Origin of the sequence: Kitasatospora sp. NPDC052868 (assembly GCF_044547105.1) — a bacterium.
GTDB lineage: Bacteria > Actinomycetota > Actinomycetes > Streptomycetales > Streptomycetaceae > Kitasatospora.
In genome coordinates, this window is sequence record NZ_JBITZW010000011.1 from 291,242 (window position 1) to 308,071 (window position 16,830).

The window sequence follows — 16,830 nt, forward strand, 5'->3', positions numbered from 1 at the left end:
AATCGGGACATGCCCGTACTCGACCCGAACCCCACCGACGGCCACAAGAAGCTCGGCCAGATCGCCGCCGTGATCGTCGGAATCGTCGTCCTGCTGGCGATCGTCGCCAGCGTCGCCAAGAACCTCGGCTGACCACCGCCCGACCACCGGGCGACGCCCGGGCCAACGGCGCATGATGGCACCCTCCACTCCTGAGGGTGGCCGCATCAGGGAGCATCGCGCCGCGGAGCGGCTTTTCTGCCAAGCTTGCTGGGTATGAGCGCCGACACGCCCCGCAGGATCATCGTTCTCCGCCATGCCAAGGCCGACTGGCCCAACGGCGTCGACGACCACGAGCGGCCGCTGGCCGACCGGGGCCGCCACCAGGCCCCCGATTCCGGCCGCTGGCTCGCCGACTCCGGCATCAGCCCCGACTACGTGCTCTGCTCCACCGCCCTGCGCACCCGGGAGACCTGGAAGCTCGCCGTGCACGAGCTGCCCAAGCGCCCCCGCAAGACCGTGTACGAGGACCGGATCTACGAGGCCAGCCCCGGCCAGATCATCGCGGTGCTCCAGGAGACCCCGGACGACTACGCCGACCTCGTCCTGGTCGGCCACAACCCCGGGGTCCTCGGGCTGACCCAGGTGCTGGCCGGCGACGAGGGCGACCGGGAGGCGCTGGAGCGGCTGCGGCTCGGGGGCTTCCCCACCGCCGCCGTCGCGGTGCTGAGTTTCAGCGGCTCCTGGAAGGGCGTGGAGCCGGGCGTGGCCGAGCTGGTCTCGTACTTCACACCACAGGACTGACCGTACGGCGAAGGGGCGCGGGGAGTGGTCCCCACGCCCCTTCGGCGGTGCGTTCCGGTTCGGCGGTGCGGTGCGGTGCGGTGCGGTGCGGTCGGTCCGGACGGGCAGGCGGCGGGCCCGGCCTACTCGGTCGGCGTGCCGTCCAGTGCGTCGGCCGCCTCGACCTCCTCGCGGGTGATCCCCAGCAGGTACAGCACGGTGTCCAGGAACGGCACGTTCACCGCGGTGTCGGCGGCCTCCCGCACCACCGGCTTGGCGTTGAAGGCCACCCCGAGCCCGGCCGCGTTCAGCATGTCCAGGTCGTTGGCGCCGTCGCCGATCGCCACCGTCTGCTCCAGCGGGACCTTCGCCTGCTCGGCGAAGCGGGCCAGCCAGCGGGCCTTGCCGGCCCGGTCCACGATCTCGCCGACCACCCGGCCGGTGAACCTGCCGTCCACCACCTCCAGGGTGTTGGCCGCCGCGTAGTCCAGCCCCAGCTCCGCCACCAGGTGGTCGGTGACCTGGGTGAACCCGCCGGACACCACGGCCACCTGACAGCCGAGCCGCTGCAGGGTGCGGATCAGGGTGCGCGCGCCCGGGGTGAACCGGACCTCCGAGCGGACCTTGTCGGTCACCGAGGCGTCCAGCCCGGCCAGCAGCGCCACCCGGGCGTGCAGCGACTCGGCGAAGTCCAGCTCGCCGCGCATCGCCGCGGCCGTCACCTCGGCGACCTTCTCCTCGCAGCCCGCGTGCGCCGCGAAGAGCTCGATCACCTCGTCCTGGATCAGCGTCGAGTCGACGTCCATCACCACCAGGCGCTTGGCCCGGCGCTCCAGCCCGGCCCGGACCACCGCGATGTCCACCCGCTGGGAGGCGGCCTCCTGGGCCAGCTCGGCGCGCAGGTCCTCGGTGGCGACGCCGGAGACGAACAGCTCCACCGCCGTCACCGGGTACTTGGCCAGGCGGAACACGCGGTCGATGTTGCCGCCCGAGGCGGTGATCCGGGAGGTCAGCGCGGAGACGGCGCCGGCGGTCAGCGGGTGGCCCAGCACGGTGACGTGCGAGCGGCCCTCCCGGCGCGGCCGGTTGTCGCCGGTACCGGAGATGATCTCGGCCTGGAGCTTCTGCTCCTCGGCCCAGCGGTGCACGGTGGCCCGCAGCCCGCCCTCGGCGCCGGGCGTGCCGCCGGCCGGGGGGGTGACCAGCGCACAGAGCGTTATCCGGCCGCGGGTGACCATCTGTTCGATGTCGATCACGTCGACGCCGAACTCGGCCAGGGTGGCGAAGAGGCCGGCGGTGATGCCGGGGCGGTCCTTGCCGAACACCTTGACGAGCAGGGTGCGCTCGTCCTCGGTCCGGGGCTGCGGGGCGGGGAGGGGCTCAGCGGCCAAGGGCGATGCGTTCATGGTGCCTCCCACGCTACCCGCCGGCCGGCGGCGCCACGGCACCCGTCCACGAGGCGGACGTGCGTGCGAGCGGTGTGCGGACGACCCCCGCCACGGGCGGCCGACGCGCACGGTCCGTGCCGGGCGGGCCACAGCGGCGTCCGCGAATCGTTTCCGCCTGGTCACGGTCACCGGGGGTGACTTTCGTCAACGGGCGGCGGGCTGGAATGATTCCCCCGTCAGATTCAGGACCATCGCACCCCCGCCCGGGGGCCAAAATCGGGGGACCGAGAGAGCGGGGCAGGCGGAGCAGTGCCGCAACTCGTCATTGAGATCAACGGACAGCAGCGGACTCTGGAGCCGGGGCGGTCCTACAGCATCGGGCGCAACCCGCAGTCGGACTTCCCGTTCGACGACGCCAGGGTCTCCTGGCACCACGCCACCATGTCCTTCAACGGGGCCGGTTGGCAGCTGGACGACCACGGGAGCACCAACGGCACCTACACCGGCGGCGCCCGCACCCTGCAGGCCCCGCTGTTCCCGGGCGCGGTGGTCAACCTCGGCAACGCCGAGAACGGCCCCCGGCTGAGCTTCTCCGCGCCCGCCCAGGCCGCCGCTCCGGCCCCCGCCTGGCACGAGGCCGCCACCAGCCGCAGCAACGCCCCGGCCCCGCAGCAGCAGATGCAGCAGCCGCCGCAGCAGCAGTGGGCCCCGCAGCCGCCGGTCCAGCAGGCCCCGCCGCAGCAGGCCTACCAGCCGCCGGCCGACCCGCAGTGGGGCGCGCCGCAGGCGCCCTTCCCCCAGCAGCAGGGCGCCCCCCAGCACGGCGGCTTCCCGCAGCAGGGCTTCCCCGAGCAGGGCTTCGGGCAGGACGGCTTCGCGCAGCAGCAGGCCCCGCAGCACGGCGGCCCGCAGCCGACGATGATCCGCAGCCTGGCCTCGATGACGCGCACCCTGCGCATCGGCCGCGCGCTCGACAACGACATCGTGGTCTCCGACCTCCAGGTCTCCCGCCACCACGCCGAGCTGCGCCAGCTGCCCGACGGCCGCTACGAGATCGTCGACCTCGGCAGCCACAACGGCATCTTCCTCAACGGCCGGCCCGTCCAGCGCCAGCTGATGGGCCCGCAGGACCGCCTGACCGTCGGCCACTCCACCTTCACCCTGGTCGGCGACCAGCTGCAGGAGTTCGTCGACACCGGCGCGGTCTCCTTCTCCGCCCGCCACCTGACCGTCGAGGTCGACTTCAAGGGCGGCAAGAAGGTCCTGCTCAACGACGTCAGCTTCGGCGTCCCGGAGAAGTCCCTGGTCGCCGTCATCGGCCCGTCCGGCTCCGGCAAGTCGACCCTGCTGCGCGCGCTCACCGGCTACCGCCCGGCCGACCGCGGCGACGTCCTCTACGACGGCCGCAACCTCTACAAGCAGTTCGCCGAGCTGCGTTCGCGCATCGGCCTGGTGCCGCAGTCGGAGATCCTGCACAAGGAGCTGACCGTCCGCACCGGCCTCAAGTACGCGGCCCGGCTGCGGTTCCCCGGCGACACCGAGCCGCGCGAGCGCGAGGCGCGGATCGACGAGGTGCTCTACGAGCTGCGTCTGGACAAGCGCGCCGACAACCGCATCACCGCGCTCTCCGGCGGCCAGCAGAAGCGCGTCTCGGTCGCCCTGGAGCTGCTCACCAAGCCCTCGCTGATCTTCCTGGACGAGCCCACCTCGGGCCTCGACCCGGGCATGGACCGCGAGGTCATGCAGATGCTGCGCGGCCTCGCCGACGACGGCCGCACCATCCTGGTCGTCACCCACTCGGTGGCCGAACTCGCGCTCTGCGACCGGCTGCTGGTGATGGCGCCGGGCGGCTCGGTGGCCTACTTCGGCCCGCCGGACGAGGCGCTGCACTTCTTCGGGTACGACACCTGGGCCGACGTCTTCCAGGCCTTCGAGAACTACCCGGACCACGACTGGGCCGGCCGCTACCGGGGCTCGGTGCACTACCAGCAGTACTCCGCCGACGTGGACGCCGGCGCCGTGCAGTCGGCCCAGATCGTCCAGGAGGCGATCAGGCCGCCGAAGCCGCAGAGCTGGGGCTCGCAGCTGTGGACGCTGATCCGCCGCTACCTGTCCGTCCTCGCCTCGGACCGGGGCTTCCTGGCGCTGTCGGTGCTGCTGCCCGCGGTCATCGGCGCGGTCAGCGTGCTGATCCCCAACGAACTGGGGCTCGCGCCCAACCCGAAGACGCAGTTCCACCTCAACAGCGGGGCCGCGACGATCATGCTGATCCTGGCGATCGGCGCGTGCTTCTCCGGGTCGGCCAACTCGGTCCGAGAGTTGATCAAGGAACGGGCGATCTACGAGCGAGAACGAGCCACCGGGCTCTCCCGCTCGGCGTACATGATGTCCAAGATCATCGTGCTGGGCTTCTTCAGCGTGATCCAGGGCGCCATCATCTCCGCCGTCGGCTTCCTGCCGCGCAAGCTCCCCGAGCACGGTCTGATCATCAAGGACCTGCCGGTGATCGAGATGACCATCGGCATGATCCTGCTCAGCTTCGCCGCGATGATGTTCGGCCTGATGATCTCCGCGCTGGTCAAGACCGCCGAGAAGACCATGCCGCTGCTGGTCATGTTCGCCATCGTCCAGGTCGTCTTCACCGGCTGCCTCTTCCAGATCTTCGGCAAGCCCGGCCTGGAGCAGGCCGCCTGGCTGATGCCGGCCCGCTGGGGCACCGGCATCGTGGCCACCACGCTCGACCTGTCGCACCTCATGGGCCCCTGGAACAAGGACTTCCAGAACCCGGACTACGACCCGCTGTGGGACAGCAGCGTCGCGCAGTGGGCCATCGACGCGGGCGTGCTGATCGTGATGTCCGTCGTGATCGGCGTCATCGTGACCCGCCTCCAGCGGCGCCACGAGCCCGAGGTCATGCAGAAGGGCTGAGCCCCTCCTCCCGCTCCACCGGGCGGCCCTCCCCACACCGGGGAGGGCCGCCCTGCGTTTCGGCCGTCCGGCCTAGGACCTGGGACCCGCTCCCCGCGCGCCCGCGGACCGACGCGGCGGCGGGCCCGTCGGCGGTAGTTTTGCGGTATGCCCACCGCGTCCAGCGACCGCCGGCCCCCGACCGGTCTGCTCCCCGTCGACCGGATACCGATCGGCCCGCCGCCGCCCGGCCCACTGCCCGCCTGTGAGCCCTGCCTCGCCGGCATCGAGGCCGTCAGCCAGGCGCTGCTCGCGATGAGCCGACACCTGGAGGTGCGCGAGGTGCTGCGCCGGATCACCGCCTCCGCCCGCACCCTGCTGGGCGCCGAGTACGCGGCCCTCGGGGTGCCCGACGACCACGGCGGCTTCGCCCAGTTCGTCGTCGACGGCGTCACCGACGAGCAGTGGCGGGCCATCGGCCCGCTGCCCCGCCAGCACGGGGTCCTCGCCACGATGCTGCACGAGACCGGCCCCACCCGGCTCGCCGACGTCCGCCAGGCCCCCTCCTTCGGCGGCTGGCCGGCCGCCCACCCGGACATGGACGCCTTCCTCGGCATGCCGATCCTGGACACCGACGCCGCCGAGGACGAGCCGCAGGTCATGGGCGTCATCTTCCTCGCCAACAAGAGCGCCGGCGGGGGCTTCACCGACCACGACGAGGAACTGCTGCGGATACTGGCGGCCCACGCCGCCCTCGCCCTCACCAACGCCCGGCTCTACGAGCGCAGCCGCGAACTCACCCTGGCCGGCGAGCGCGCCCGGATCGCCCACGACCTGCACGACGCCGTGGCCCAGAAGCTCTTCTCGCTGCGCCTCACCGCCAAGGCCGCCGCCACCCTGGTCGACCGCGACCCGGACCGCGCCCGCGCCGAACTCGCCGAGGTCGCCCGGCTCGCCGCCGAGGCCGCCGACGAACTGCGCGCCGTCGTCGTCGAGCTGCGCCCCGCCGCGCTGGAGGAGGACGGCCTGAGCGCCACCCTGGCCTCCCAGGTGCAGGTCCTCGACCGCGCCCACAGCGCCGACGTGGCCTTCACCGCGGACGGCGTCCGCGCCCTGCCGCCCGCCCAGGAGGCCGCGCTGCTGCGGGTCGCCCAGGAGGCGCTGCACAACGCCCTGCGGCACTCCGACGCCGGGCGGGTGACGGTCACCCTGACCGCCACCCCCGAGCGCGGCGCCGTCCTGCGGGTCCGCGACGACGGCCGGGGCTTCGACCCCGAGTCCGTCCGCCGGGCCGGCCGCCACCTCGGCCTGGCCTCGATGCGCGACCGCGCCGCCGCCGTCGGCGGCTCCCTCACCCTGGACTCGGCCCCCGGAAAGGGAACGGTCGTCGAGATGGAGGTCCCCGGTGCCTGACACCACGACAGCGATCCGCGTCCTGCTGGTGGACGACCACCAGGTGGTCCGCCGGGGCCTGCGCACCTTCCTGGAGGTGCAGGACGACATCGAGGTGGTCGGCGAGGCCGCCGACGGCGCCGAGGGGGTCGACCGCGCCCGGGAGCTCGACCCCGACGTCGTCCTGATGGACCTCAAGATGCCCGGCGTCGACGGCATCGAGGCGCTGCGCACGCTCAAGGGCGAGGGCAGCCGCGCCCGCATCCTGATCGTCACCAGCTTCACCGAGCACCGCACCATGGTCCCCGCCCTGCGGGCCGGCGCGGCCGGCTACGTGTACAAGGACGTCGACCCGGAGGCGCTGGCCGGCGCGATCCGCTCGGTCCACGCCGGCCATGTGCTGCTCCAGCCCGAGCTCGCCGAGGCCCTGCTCGCGGACGACGGCCCCCGCCCCCCGCAGGGGCGCGGCGGCACCCTCACCGAACGCGAGCGCGAGGTGCTCGGCCACATCGCCGACGGCCGCTCCAACCGGGAGATCGCCCGCACCCTGCACCTGTCCGAGAAGACGGTCAAGACGCACGTCTCCAACATCCTGATGAAGCTGGACCTCGCCGACCGCACCCAGGCCGCGCTCTGGGCCGTCCGCAACGGCGAGGCCCGGGAGGGCTGACCGGCCCGCCCGGGCCCTCCCGTCAGCGGTCGCCGCGCTCGTCCACCAGGGCGTTGTACGCCGCCACCTGGGCCCGGCGGGCGGTGCGCCACAGGGGGGCCAGCGCCGCCTGGCGGGCGGCCATCTCGGAGGCGCTCACCGCCGCGCCGTGCCCGGCGGAGGCGATCGACAGCAGCGCCGCCACCTGGCGGGCGGACTCCAGCACCCGGACGGCCCGCGGCGGGTAGCCCGGGGCCAGCAGCTCGACATGGCCGCGCCGGCGGAACGCCTCCAGCGCCCGCAGCGCCTCCGGACCGGCCCCGGCCACGTCCAGCCGGGCGAGCACCGCGGTGGCCTCGCGCAGCCCGTCCGCGAGCTCCCGCTCGGCCTCGTGCAGCGAGGGCACATCGGCCGGCGGCGCGTCGTTCACCTCGGAGCACTGCCACAGCACGGTGGCCGAGCGGTCCCCGACCGGGCCGAACACCTCGATCCGCGGGACGAGCCCGAGCGGCGCCCCGACCGCCAGCACCGCCTCGCCGGTGCCCAGCGCCTGCGCGTTGAACGCCGCCGGACCGGTCAGACCCAGCGGGTGCCCGGCGCTCGGCAGGGCCAGCCGCAGGCCCTGCACGCCCAGCACCCGAAGCCGCCCCAGCGCCCAGGTGAGCCCGTGCTGCTCACCGGGGGCGTCCCCGGGCAGACCGGTCACCCGATGGGTCTCGTCCGCGCCGAGCACGGCCGCGGCGGCGTCGTCGGGAGCCGCCAGGCCGCTCAGCAGAGCGTTGCCCCAGGCGGTCAACCGCCCCGAACGGGGCTCTTCGTACGGATTGTCGGCAGGAGTCGCGAGCATCCGGCCAGCCTACGGAATCGGCGGTCATCCGCGTGGCGTAGGTTTGCCCATGCGTGTGCGGCGCACCCACTCCGTGCCAACCGGCCGCAGGGGTAGGCTGCCCGCCCGCACCGACGGCCGAATTTCTGTATTGGGGAAGGCGTAGGCATGAGCGACGTGCTGGAGCTGGTGGACGTATCCGTGGTCCGGGAGGGGCGCGCGCTGGTCGACCAGGTCTCGTGGTCCATCTCCGAGGGCGAGCGCTGGGTCATCCTGGGCCCCAACGGCGCCGGCAAGACCACCCTGCTGCAGATCGCCTCCACGTACCTCTTCCCGACCGCCGGCAAGGTGTCCGTCCTGGGCGAGAAGCTCGGCGAGGTCGACGTCTTCGAGCTGCGCTCCCGGATCGGCCTGGCCGGCGCCGCCATGTTCGACAAGCTGCCCGCCGAGCAGACCGTCCTGCAGACGGTGCTCACCGCCGCGTACGGCATGACGGTCAGCTGGCAGGAGCAGTACGAGCAGTCCGACGAGTCGCGCGCGCTCGCGCTGCTGGACCGGCTCGGCATGGCCGGCCTGACCACCCGCAAGTTCGGCACCCTCTCCGAGGGCGAGCGCAAGCGCACCCTGATCGCCCGCGCGCTGATGACCGACCCCGAGCTGCTGCTGCTGGACGAGCCCGCCGCCGGCCTCGACCTCGGCGGCCGCGAGGACCTGGTGCGCCGCCTGGGCGCCCTCGCCCAGGACGAGTTCGCGCCGGCGATGGCGATGGTCACCCACCACGTCGAGGAGATCGCCCCGGGCTTCACCCACGTGCTGATGATCCGGCAGGGCAAGGTGCTCACCGCCGGACCGATCGACACCGAGCTGACCGCGCGCAACCTCTCGCTCTGCTTCGGCCTGCCGCTGACCCTGGAGCGGCACGGCGACCGTTGGTCGGCGCAGGGCCTGCCGCTGGGCTGAGGGCCCGCGCGGGCCTGCGCCGAGCCCCGGCCGGGCACTGCGGGACACCGCCGAACAGCACTGAACTGCACTGAACTGGAACCGGTCGCACGTGCGACCGGTTTCCGCCCCTCCACCTGCGGGAACTGTCCGCCTCGAAGCCCTTCGCTCCCTAGGATGGACACGTGGACAGCTGGATCTGGTGGCTCCTGGCCGCCGTCGGCCTCGGCATACCGCTGGTGATCACCGCGATGCCGGAGTTCGCCATGTTCGCGGTCGGGGCGCTCGCCGCGGCCGGCGTGGCCGGGTTGGGAGCGGGGGCGGTCTGGCAGGTCCTGACCTTCGTCGCCGTCTCGGTCGCGCTGCTGGTGGTGGTCCGCCCGATCGCCTACCGGCAGCTCAGGACCGGCCCGCAGATCAAGATGGGCATCGAGGCGCTGAAGGGCGCCACCGCGGTCGTCGCGGAAAAGGTCGACGGGGAGGGCGGGCGGATCAAGTTGAACGGCGAGATCTGGTCGGCCCGTTCGCTGAACCCCGGCAGTGTGTACCAGCCGGGGCAGCAGGTCGACGTCGTCGAAATCCAGGGCGCGACCGCCCTGGTCGTCTAGGGGAGAGTCCGTGGAACCCGTCCTTATCGTCCTGGTCGTCCTGGTCGTGGTGGCATTCATCGCGCTGATCAAGACGATCCAGGTCATCCCGCAGGCCAGCGCCGCGATCGTGGAGCGCTTCGGCCGCTACACCCGGACGCTCAACGCCGGCCTGAACATCGTCGTCCCGTTCATCGACCGGGTCCGCAACCGGATCGACCTGCGCGAGCAGGTCGTGCCGTTCCCGCCGCAGCCGGTGATCACCCAGGACAACCTGGTGGTCAACATCGACACGGTGATCTACTACCAGGTCACCGACGCGCGGGCCGCCACCTACGAGGTCGCCAGCTACATCCAGGCGATCGAGCAGCTGACCGTCACCACGCTGCGCAACATCATCGGCTCGATGGACCTGGAGTCCACCCTGACCTCGCGCGAGGTCATCAACGCGGGTCTGCGCGGGGTGCTGGACGAGGCCACCGGCAAGTGGGGCATCCGGGTCAACCGCGTCGAGCTCAAGGCGATCGAGCCGCCGACCTCCATCCAGGACTCGATGGAGAAGCAGATGCGCGCCGACCGCGACAAGCGCGCCGCGATCCTCACCGCCGAGGGTGCCCGGCAGGCCCAGATCCTGCGGGCCGAGGGTGAGAAGCAGGCCGAGGTGCTCAAGGCCGAGGGTGAGGCCCAGGCCGCGGTGCTGCGCGCCGACGGTGAGGCGGCCGCGATCCGCACCGTCTTCGAGGCGATCCACGACGGCGACGCCGACCAGAAGCTGCTCGCCTACCAGTACCTGCAGACCCTGCCCGAGCTGGCCAAGGGCGACTCCAACAAGCTCTGGATCATCCCGAGCGAGGTCGGCGACGCACTCAAGGGCCTCGGCGGGGCGTTCACCGGTCTGACCGGCGCGGGCGGAATCAACGGCGGCGCGGTCGCGGCCCCGAGCGTCCCCGCGGCGGCCCCCGCGGCCACCCAGGTGCCGATCGACCCGGCGGGCGGTCCGCGCCCGCTGGACACCGACACCAAGGGAGCCGCCCGCCCCCGGGTCGACCCGGCCCGTGAGTACCGGAAGATCGACCCCGAGTGACCTGCCGGATCCCGGCACACGTGGGCCCGTCCCCCCTCGGGGAGGCGGGCCCACCGCTTTTCCCGCCTTCCCCGGCTTTCCCGCCTTCCCCGGCACGGTGGCCGGTACCGGACCCCCGGAGTGTGGCGTGCGTCCCGAATCGTGGTCCGCTCTGGTAGGCCCGGTCCACCGTCCGGCATGATCGCCTCGGACAGGACCGAGACGAGAGGTGGCCCATGACGCTCTGGGAGTCGATCGCCGTCCTGGTGGCGGGCGTCGGAGCCGGGATGATCAATGTGATCGTCGGCTCCGGGACCTTGATCACCTTCCCTGTCCTGCTCGCCGTCGGCATCCCGCCGGTGACCGCCAACGTCTCCAACTCCTTCGGCCTGGTGCCCGGTTCGCTCAGCGGCGTGATCGGCTACCGCAAGGAGCTGGCCGGCCAGGGACGGCGGCTGCTGCGCCTGGGCAGCGCCTCGCTGCTCGGCGGGCTGCTCGGCGCCGCCCTGCTGATCCAGCTGCCGAGCAGCGCCTTCGACGCGATCGTCCCGGTGCTGATCCTGCTGGCCCTCGTCCTGGTGGTGATCCAGCCCCGGGTGGCCAAGGCCGTCGCCGCCCGCCGCCGTCCCGACGGGGATCCGGACGGCGGCCTGGCGCTGCTCGCCGGGGTGTTCCTCACCGGCGTCTACGGCGGCTACTTCGGGGCCGCCCAGGGCGTCCTGCTGATGGCGCTGATGGGCATGCTGCTCCAGGAGGACCTCCAGCGGATCAACGGGGTGAAGAACGCGCTGGCGCTGATCGTCAACGCCGTCGCCGCCCTGTTCTTCCTCTTCACCTCGACCGTCGACTGGGCCGCCGCCGGCCTGATCGCGATCGGCTCGCTCTTCGGCGGCATGCTCGGTGCCAAGGTCGGCCGCAGGCTGCCGCCGCCCGCACTGCGCGGGATCATCGTGGTGGTCGGACTGGCCGCCGTCGTCAAGCTTCTGATCGGCTGATCAGACGTCACCCCACACGTCATCAGGAGGAATCCATGGCACTGGAGATGCGCGAGATCTGCGAGCGCTGCGAGGTGTCGCTGACCGCGGACGGCCCGGCCTCCATATGCTCCTACGAGTGCACCTTCTGCCCGGACTGCACCGCGGCCATGGCCGGCAGCTGCCCCAACTGCGGCGGCGAGCTGGTGGTCCGTCCGCGTCGGAAGGTCTGACCCCTCACCCCCGACGCACCGGAGCGGTTCGATGAGCAGCAGAGCACGCCTGACCGAGGACGAGATCGCGGCCGCACTGTCCGGCCTGCCGCAGTGGTCCAGGACGGGTGACACGATCGTCCGCACCGCGGACGCGGCGGACTTCCCCGCGGCGATCCGGGTGGTGGTCGCGGTCGCGGAGACGGCCGAGGCGATGGACCACCACCCCGACATCGACATCCGCTGGCGCACCCTGCGCTTCGCCCTGTCCACCCACAGCGCCGGGGGCCTCACCGACCTCGACTTCGTGCTCGCGGCCCGGATCGACGAGGCGCTGCGCGCGGAGTCCGCCTGACGTCTGGTGCGTGGCCCCCGGCGTCTCCGGCGGCTCTCGTGGGCGCGGTGCGGCCGTACCCGTTGAGGGTGCTCCGGCGGGCGGAACGGCCCGCTCCGCCCGGCGTGAGATGCTGACTGCCGCACTGCAGCCGGTCGGGAGGGACGGAACGGATGGCTCAGGACCCTCTCGGAGACGACCGGCCGCAGCCGTGGCACCCCCAGCCGGCGCAGGAGTGGCAGGTCGCGGGGTACACCGAGCAGTGGCAGGACCAGGGCGCCGGGGGACCGGGGCAGGCAGGGTACACCGAGCCGGGGTACGGGGCCGGCGGGTACGGAACGGCCGGCCACGGGACCGCCGAGCAGGGGTACGCCGAGCAGGGTTACGGGGCCGGCGGGTACGGAACGGCCGCGTACGGCACCGGCGGGTACGGCACCGGTGAGTACGGCACCGGTGAGTACGGGACGGCCGGGTACGGGGAGACGGGATACGTCCAGGGCGGGTTCGTCCAGGGCGGACCCGTCGAAGGCGGCTACTCGGACGGCCAGTACCAGCCGTACTACCAGTACTCCGACTACGGGCAGCAGCAGTACGCCCCGTACGCCGTCCCGCAGCAGCCGAGCGGCGAGGAGCTCTACGCGCCGGCCGGTGCCGAGTACACCGCCGACGGCTATCTGCACCTCGAAGCCGAAGCCGAAGCCGAAGCCGAGGCCGAGCCGGCGCCCGAGCCTGAGCCCGAGCCAGGGCCTGAGCCTGCTGTGTCCGTCGGACCGGCCGCGACCGAAGCGGCCGCCGCGCCGTCCTCGCGCGCGGACCGCCGCGGCGGAGCCGGCGCCCGGCCCTCGCTCGGCGCCAAGGCCCGGACCGCCGCCGACGCCGTCGTCTCGGCCGAGCACGGGCCCGGCCGGCGAACCCTGCTGATCCGGACCGGAGCCGGGGTCGCCGCGCTCGGGGTGCTGGTCGCCGCGGGTCTGATGGTCGGCGGCGAGGGCGGTGGCCGCGCCGCCGCCGACAGCGGGGGCGAGCCCGGTTTCACCGTCGCCCACGCCAAGGCCTGGTCGGCCCAGCCCGCGGCCGCCCTCCAGCCGGGCGCCGACGACACGCTGGTCGGCGGCTGGCTGCTCGCCGACGCGGTGGTCCGCGTCGACGCGACGGGCGTGCACGCCTACGACCTGGCGGTCGGCAAGGCCACCTGGACCGTCGAGCCCCCGGCCGCCGGGGCCGTCCCGTGCGGGGTGTCACCGGGCGTCAACGCCGCCGGGCTGGGCGCCGTGCTCTTCCGGACCCAGGCCGACCCGAAGAGCCCGTGCACCCTGGTGACGGCCGTCGACACCAAGGCCGGCAAGGCGGCCTGGTCCAAGACCCTCTCCGAGTTCAAGGGCACCTACAACGCCCACGTCGGCGTCACCGAGGACACCGTGATCGCGGTCGGCGACGACCGGGTGATCGCCTGGCAGGCCGCCGACGGCCAGGACGTCTGGCAGTACACCGGGCAGGGCAAGTTCTGCACGCTCTCCGGCGGCGTCACCGGCAAGACGGTGATGGTCGCCAGCTCGTGCGCCGACTCCACACCGGTCGACCAGGCCGTCTCGCTGAACACCGCCGACGGCAAGGTGGGCTGGTGGCGCGGCCTGAACAACCAGCCGAAGACGGTGACGGTGCTGTCGGCCGAGCCGTCCGTGGTGCTCACCACCGGTGAGAAGCCCGGCGACGACAAGGTCTTCGCCTGGGGCTCCACCGGGGACCCGGCGACGGAGATCCCCGTCACCGGGGCGGACGGCCGGTTGGACGCCGCCCACGGCGCCTTCTCGGCCACCCCGGGCGTGTTCTTCCAGGGCCGGACGATGGTCACCACCCTGGCCCCGGCGACCGCCGGGGGACCTGTTTCGGCCGTCGGCTACGACCTGGACAGCGGAAAGCAGCTCTGGAGGACGGCCACCGCGGAGAAGGGCGTCGTCCGGGCGGTGGCGCTCGACGGCGGAGCGCTGGTCCTCGCCGCCGACGAACGCCTCGAACAGCCCGCCCACCTCAGCCGCTTCACCCTGGCCGGCGGCCAGGAGACGGTCGGCGGCAACTTCCCCCAGGGGACCGGGTCGCTGCTGGTCTCCGGCCGGGTGCTGATCGGGGGCGGCCAGGTCGTGGCGGTACCCGAACACTCGGCCAACTTCGGCATAGCGTCCGGGTACCAGGCGAAGGGCTGACGCCCGGCCGGGCCGGCGGGGCGCGGTTTCAGGCCAGGCGTGGATCCCGTTTGGGCGTGGGTCAGGCCGCCGTCGAGGCCGCCGGGGCGGGCAGCCAGGCGGCGAGGTCCCGCGCGTCCGAGTCACGCAGGCCCAGCGCCAGCATGAGCGTGGCCTGCGGGGTCGGCACGAAGGGCGTGCGCAGCAGCTTCATCCCGGCCTGCTCCGGTGTCCGGTCCGCCTTGCGCTGGTTGTCCTCCGCACAGGCGGCCACGGTGTTCATCCAACTGTCGGCCCCGCCGCGCGACTTGGGCTGCAGGTGGTCCACGGTGCTGGCCCGGCGCCCGCAGTAGGCGCACAGGTGCTGGTCACGGGCCAGCACACCGCGCCGCGACCACGGAGCCTGTTGTCGGAACGGCACCCGTACGTACCGTTGCAGTCTGATCACCCGGGGCACCGGGATGGTCACGCCCGTACCGCGGACCGTGCGCAGTGGATGGGCCTGTTCGACCACTGCCTTGTCCTGGAGCACCAGGACCACGGCGCGCTGAAGCGACACCGTTGTCAGGGGCTCGTAGCTTGCGTTCAGAACCAGCGTGTTGCGCACGTCGGCACACCCTTCCCACGGGCGTGCCACGGCGGCACGACCGTCTCCACACACGTCACTGCCGCCGCACGGCGGTGGGACCACTGTGAAGGGGCCCGGGGCCGACGAACAACGGAATTTCCGGCGTCGGGGCGGGGCACGGCCCGGGCGGGGGAGGCCGGCGGCGCGATGGCCCGATCGGTGGAGGAGCGCGGCTCGGCCGAAACCCGCTGGCCGGGACCGCGTAGTCTCTACCACGCTGGAGTCGTTCCGTACCGGGGCCCGACCGAACCGGGCCGGCACCGGGCGGACGCCGGACTGAAGGAGAAGCGTGACCGTGACGGACATCGTCGACGAGCTGCGGTGGCGTGGGCTGATCGCCCTGTCCACCGACGAGGACGCACTGCGCAAGGCGTTCGCGGACGGCCCGGTCACGTTCTATTGCGGCTTCGATCCGACGGCCCCCAGCCTGCACCTCGGCAACCTGGTGCAGATCCTGACCATGCGCCGCATCCAGCAGGCGGGGAACCTCCCGCTGGGCCTGGTCGGCGGCGCCACCGGCCTGATCGGCGACCCGAAGCCCACCGCCGAGCGCGTCCTGAACGACCCCGAGACGGTGGCCGCCTGGGTCGACCGCCTGCGCGGCCAGATCTCCCGCTTCCTCGACTTCGACGGACCGTACGCGGCCCGCATGGTCAACAACCTGGACTGGACGTCCGGGATGTCGGCGATCAGCCTGCTGCGCGACGTGGGCAAGTACTTCCGCGTCAACAACATGATCGCCAAGGAGGCCGTCTCCCGGCGCCTGAACTCCGACGCGGGCATCAGCTACACCGAGTTCAGCTACCAGATCCTCCAGGGCATGGACTACCTGGAGCTGAACCGCCGCTACGGCTGCACCCTGCAGACCGGTGGCAGCGACCAGTGGGGCAACCTCACCGCCGGCACGGACCTCATCCGCAAGGCCGACGGCAAGTCCGTGCACGCGCTGGCCACGCCGCTGATCGTCAAGGCGGACGGCACCAAGTTCGGCAAGACGGAGTCCGGCACGGTCTGGCTCGACCCCGAGCTGACCACCCCGTACGCCTTCTACCAGTTCTGGCTGAACGCGGACGACCGCGACGTCTCCAACTTCCTGCGGATCTTCAGCTTCCGCTCGAAGGAGGAGATCGAGGAGCTGGAGCGCGAGACCACCGAGCGCCCCGCAGCCCGCCTCGCGCAGCGCGCCCTCGCGGAGGAGCTGACCAGCCTGGTCCACGGCGCCGAGCAGTACGAGCGCGCGGTGGCCGCCTCCAAGGCGCTTTTCGGCCAGGGCGACCTCGGTGATCTGGAGGCCCCGACCCTGGCCGCGGCCCTGGCCGAGGTCCCGAAGGCGGAGGTCACCGAGCTGCTGTCGATCGTCGACCTGCTGGTCGCCGTCGGCCTGGCCCCGAGCCGGTCGGCCGCCCGCCGGACGGTCAAGGAGGGTGGCGCCTACCTCAACAACGTCAAGGTGACGGACGAGGAGGCGGTGCCGGCCGAGGCGGACCTGCTGCACAGCCGCTGGCTGGTCCTGCGCCGGGGCAAGCGCAACCTGGCCGCCGCCGAGCTGGTTCCGGCCGGCTGAGAACGCACGGTCGCCGAGGGGCGACTTTGAGACCCGAGGGCCGGATCCGGACAGATCCGGCCCTCGGGTGTTTGACGGGGCCCTCCGGCAGGCGTAGTGTCGGACGAGTCGCTGAAGCGGGCGGGTGCACGGGAGACCGAGAGGTCAACCCGGACCGGCCGAAGCGACCACCACATCGGCTAGTCCTACTTTCACTTAAAGCCCATTCACTTGGGTCGGTTGGCGTTTCTGTCAACGGGTGGGAGTGGGGAATTTCGGATCACTCCGGAAATGCGCTAATGTGGGGGTCGCCGCAGAAAAGCGGAACTGGCCAGCCAGGGTCGGATGAATGAAACTCCGGTAAACGGAGCGGAAAACATCTGATAAGCTGGAAACACGAAAGAACGAAGCGCCCGGAGGGCCCGCTGGAAGGCGGTCCGAAGGAA

At 72.5% G+C, this 16,830-nt stretch carries 16 protein-coding genes; 13 read left to right on the forward strand and 3 right to left on the reverse strand.

Annotated features, from left to right (window positions below; all coding sequences use genetic code 11):
• Positions 1-9: 9 nt before the first annotated feature.
• Together ACIGZJ_RS21150 and ACIGZJ_RS21155 are read left to right on the forward strand one after the other, a co-directional pair.
• Positions 10-132: an SGM_5486 family transporter-associated protein gene (locus ACIGZJ_RS21150; RefSeq protein ID WP_396458632.1), complete on the forward strand. Its 123-nt coding sequence runs from the start codon at positions 10-12 to the stop codon at positions 130-132.
• A gap of 123 nt (positions 133-255) precedes the next feature.
• Positions 256-783 carry a SixA phosphatase family protein gene (locus ACIGZJ_RS21155; RefSeq protein WP_396458633.1) on the forward strand — a complete coding sequence of 176 codons (528 nt, stop codon included), beginning with the start codon at positions 256-258 and terminating at the stop codon, positions 781-783.
• Positions 784-905: 122 nt separating this feature from the next.
• Here ACIGZJ_RS21155 and serB read toward each other — a convergent pair whose 3' ends face one another.
• Positions 906-2,168: a phosphoserine phosphatase SerB gene (gene serB / locus ACIGZJ_RS21160; protein WP_396458634.1), complete on the reverse strand. Its 1,263-nt coding sequence runs from the start codon at positions 2,166-2,168 to the stop codon at positions 906-908.
• Positions 2,169-2,459: 291 nt separating this feature from the next.
• On the opposite strand from serB, the gene ACIGZJ_RS21165 reads away from it, so the two are divergent.
• From ACIGZJ_RS21165 to ACIGZJ_RS21175, 3 genes are all read left to right on the forward strand, one after another.
• Positions 2,460-5,078, forward strand: coding sequence for an FHA domain-containing protein (locus ACIGZJ_RS21165; protein ID WP_396458635.1), 2,619 nt, complete (start codon positions 2,460-2,462; stop codon positions 5,076-5,078).
• A 294-nt stretch (positions 5,079-5,372) separates the two neighbouring features.
• Positions 5,373-6,470 carry a GAF domain-containing sensor histidine kinase gene (locus ACIGZJ_RS21170; protein WP_396458654.1) on the forward strand — a complete coding sequence of 366 codons (1,098 nt, stop codon included), beginning with the start codon at positions 5,373-5,375 and terminating at the stop codon, positions 6,468-6,470.
• Entirely contained in the window at positions 6,463-7,119 is a 657-nt protein-coding gene (locus tag ACIGZJ_RS21175; protein WP_392936288.1) for a response regulator, read from the forward strand. The genes ACIGZJ_RS21170 and ACIGZJ_RS21175 overlap by 8 nt, the downstream gene beginning before the upstream one ends.
• 22 nt (positions 7,120-7,141) lie before the next feature.
• Here the strand turns inward: ACIGZJ_RS21175 and ACIGZJ_RS21180 are convergent, their stop codons facing one another.
• A complete protein-coding gene (locus tag ACIGZJ_RS21180; protein WP_396458636.1) occupies positions 7,142-7,945 on the reverse strand; it encodes a hypothetical protein in 804 nt (267 codons plus the stop codon).
• Between the two features lie 147 nt (positions 7,946-8,092).
• On the opposite strand from ACIGZJ_RS21180, the gene ACIGZJ_RS21185 reads away from it, so the two are divergent.
• From ACIGZJ_RS21185 to ACIGZJ_RS21215, 7 genes are all read left to right on the forward strand, one after another.
• The gene (locus ACIGZJ_RS21185) at positions 8,093-8,884 is read left to right on the forward strand and encodes an ABC transporter ATP-binding protein (protein WP_392936293.1); all 792 of its coding nucleotides are present in this window, start codon (positions 8,093-8,095) and stop codon (positions 8,882-8,884) included.
• Between the two features lie 164 nt (positions 8,885-9,048).
• Complete coding sequence (locus ACIGZJ_RS21190; protein ID WP_396458637.1) at positions 9,049-9,471, forward strand: NfeD family protein; 423 nt, start codon at positions 9,049-9,051, stop codon at positions 9,469-9,471.
• Positions 9,472-9,481: 10 nt separating this feature from the next.
• Complete coding sequence (locus tag ACIGZJ_RS21195) at positions 9,482-10,534, forward strand: SPFH domain-containing protein (protein ID WP_392936299.1); 1,053 nt, start codon at positions 9,482-9,484, stop codon at positions 10,532-10,534.
• A gap of 215 nt (positions 10,535-10,749) precedes the next feature.
• Positions 10,750-11,508, forward strand: coding sequence for a sulfite exporter TauE/SafE family protein (locus tag ACIGZJ_RS21200; protein WP_396458638.1), 759 nt, complete (start codon positions 10,750-10,752; stop codon positions 11,506-11,508).
• Between the two features lie 35 nt (positions 11,509-11,543).
• Positions 11,544-11,720 carry a DUF1272 domain-containing protein gene (locus ACIGZJ_RS21205; protein ID WP_392936305.1) on the forward strand — a complete coding sequence of 59 codons (177 nt, stop codon included), beginning with the start codon at positions 11,544-11,546 and terminating at the stop codon, positions 11,718-11,720.
• A gap of 31 nt (positions 11,721-11,751) precedes the next feature.
• The gene (locus ACIGZJ_RS21210) at positions 11,752-12,054 is read left to right on the forward strand and encodes a 4a-hydroxytetrahydrobiopterin dehydratase (RefSeq protein ID WP_396458639.1); all 303 of its coding nucleotides are present in this window, start codon (positions 11,752-11,754) and stop codon (positions 12,052-12,054) included.
• 152 nt (positions 12,055-12,206) lie between these two features.
• The gene (locus tag ACIGZJ_RS21215; protein WP_396458640.1) at positions 12,207-14,234 is read left to right on the forward strand and encodes a PQQ-binding-like beta-propeller repeat protein; all 2,028 of its coding nucleotides are present in this window, start codon (positions 12,207-12,209) and stop codon (positions 14,232-14,234) included.
• A 61-nt stretch (positions 14,235-14,295) separates the two neighbouring features.
• Here the strand turns inward: ACIGZJ_RS21215 and ACIGZJ_RS21220 are convergent, their stop codons facing one another.
• Positions 14,296-14,820 (reverse strand): HNH endonuclease, encoded by a 525-nt coding sequence (locus ACIGZJ_RS21220; RefSeq protein WP_396458641.1) that lies wholly within the window; start codon positions 14,818-14,820, stop codon positions 14,296-14,298.
• 316 nt (positions 14,821-15,136) lie between these two features.
• On the opposite strand from ACIGZJ_RS21220, the gene tyrS reads away from it, so the two are divergent.
• On the forward strand, positions 15,137-16,405 hold the full coding sequence (gene tyrS / locus ACIGZJ_RS21225) for a tyrosine--tRNA ligase (protein WP_396458655.1): 1,269 nt from the start codon (positions 15,137-15,139) through the stop codon (positions 16,403-16,405).
• Positions 16,406-16,830 lie beyond the last annotated feature (425 nt).

Excerpts from the sequence above, each read along its gene's own strand:
- ACIGZJ_RS21150 (WP_396458632.1), top strand. The coding sequence starts at position 10 with ATGCCCGTACTCGACCCGAACCCCACCGACGGCCACAAGAAGCTCGGC.
- ACIGZJ_RS21155 (WP_396458633.1), top strand. The coding sequence starts at position 256 with ATGAGCGCCGACACGCCCCGCAGGATCATCGTTCTCCGCCATGCCAAG.
- serB (WP_396458634.1), bottom strand. The coding sequence starts at position 2,168 with ATGAACGCATCGCCCTTGGCCGCTGAGCCCCTCCCCGCCCCGCAGCCC.
- ACIGZJ_RS21170 (WP_396458654.1), top strand. The coding sequence starts at position 5,373 with ATGAGCCGACACCTGGAGGTGCGCGAGGTGCTGCGCCGGATCACCGCC.
- ACIGZJ_RS21180 (WP_396458636.1), bottom strand. The coding sequence starts at position 7,945 with ATGCTCGCGACTCCTGCCGACAATCCGTACGAAGAGCCCCGTTCGGGG.
- ACIGZJ_RS21185 (WP_392936293.1), top strand. The coding sequence starts at position 8,093 with ATGAGCGACGTGCTGGAGCTGGTGGACGTATCCGTGGTCCGGGAGGGG.
- ACIGZJ_RS21200 (WP_396458638.1), top strand. The coding sequence starts at position 10,750 with ATGACGCTCTGGGAGTCGATCGCCGTCCTGGTGGCGGGCGTCGGAGCC.
- ACIGZJ_RS21205 (WP_392936305.1), top strand. The coding sequence starts at position 11,544 with ATGGCACTGGAGATGCGCGAGATCTGCGAGCGCTGCGAGGTGTCGCTG.
- ACIGZJ_RS21210 (WP_396458639.1), top strand. The coding sequence starts at position 11,752 with ATGAGCAGCAGAGCACGCCTGACCGAGGACGAGATCGCGGCCGCACTG.
- ACIGZJ_RS21215 (WP_396458640.1), top strand. The coding sequence starts at position 12,207 with ATGGCTCAGGACCCTCTCGGAGACGACCGGCCGCAGCCGTGGCACCCC.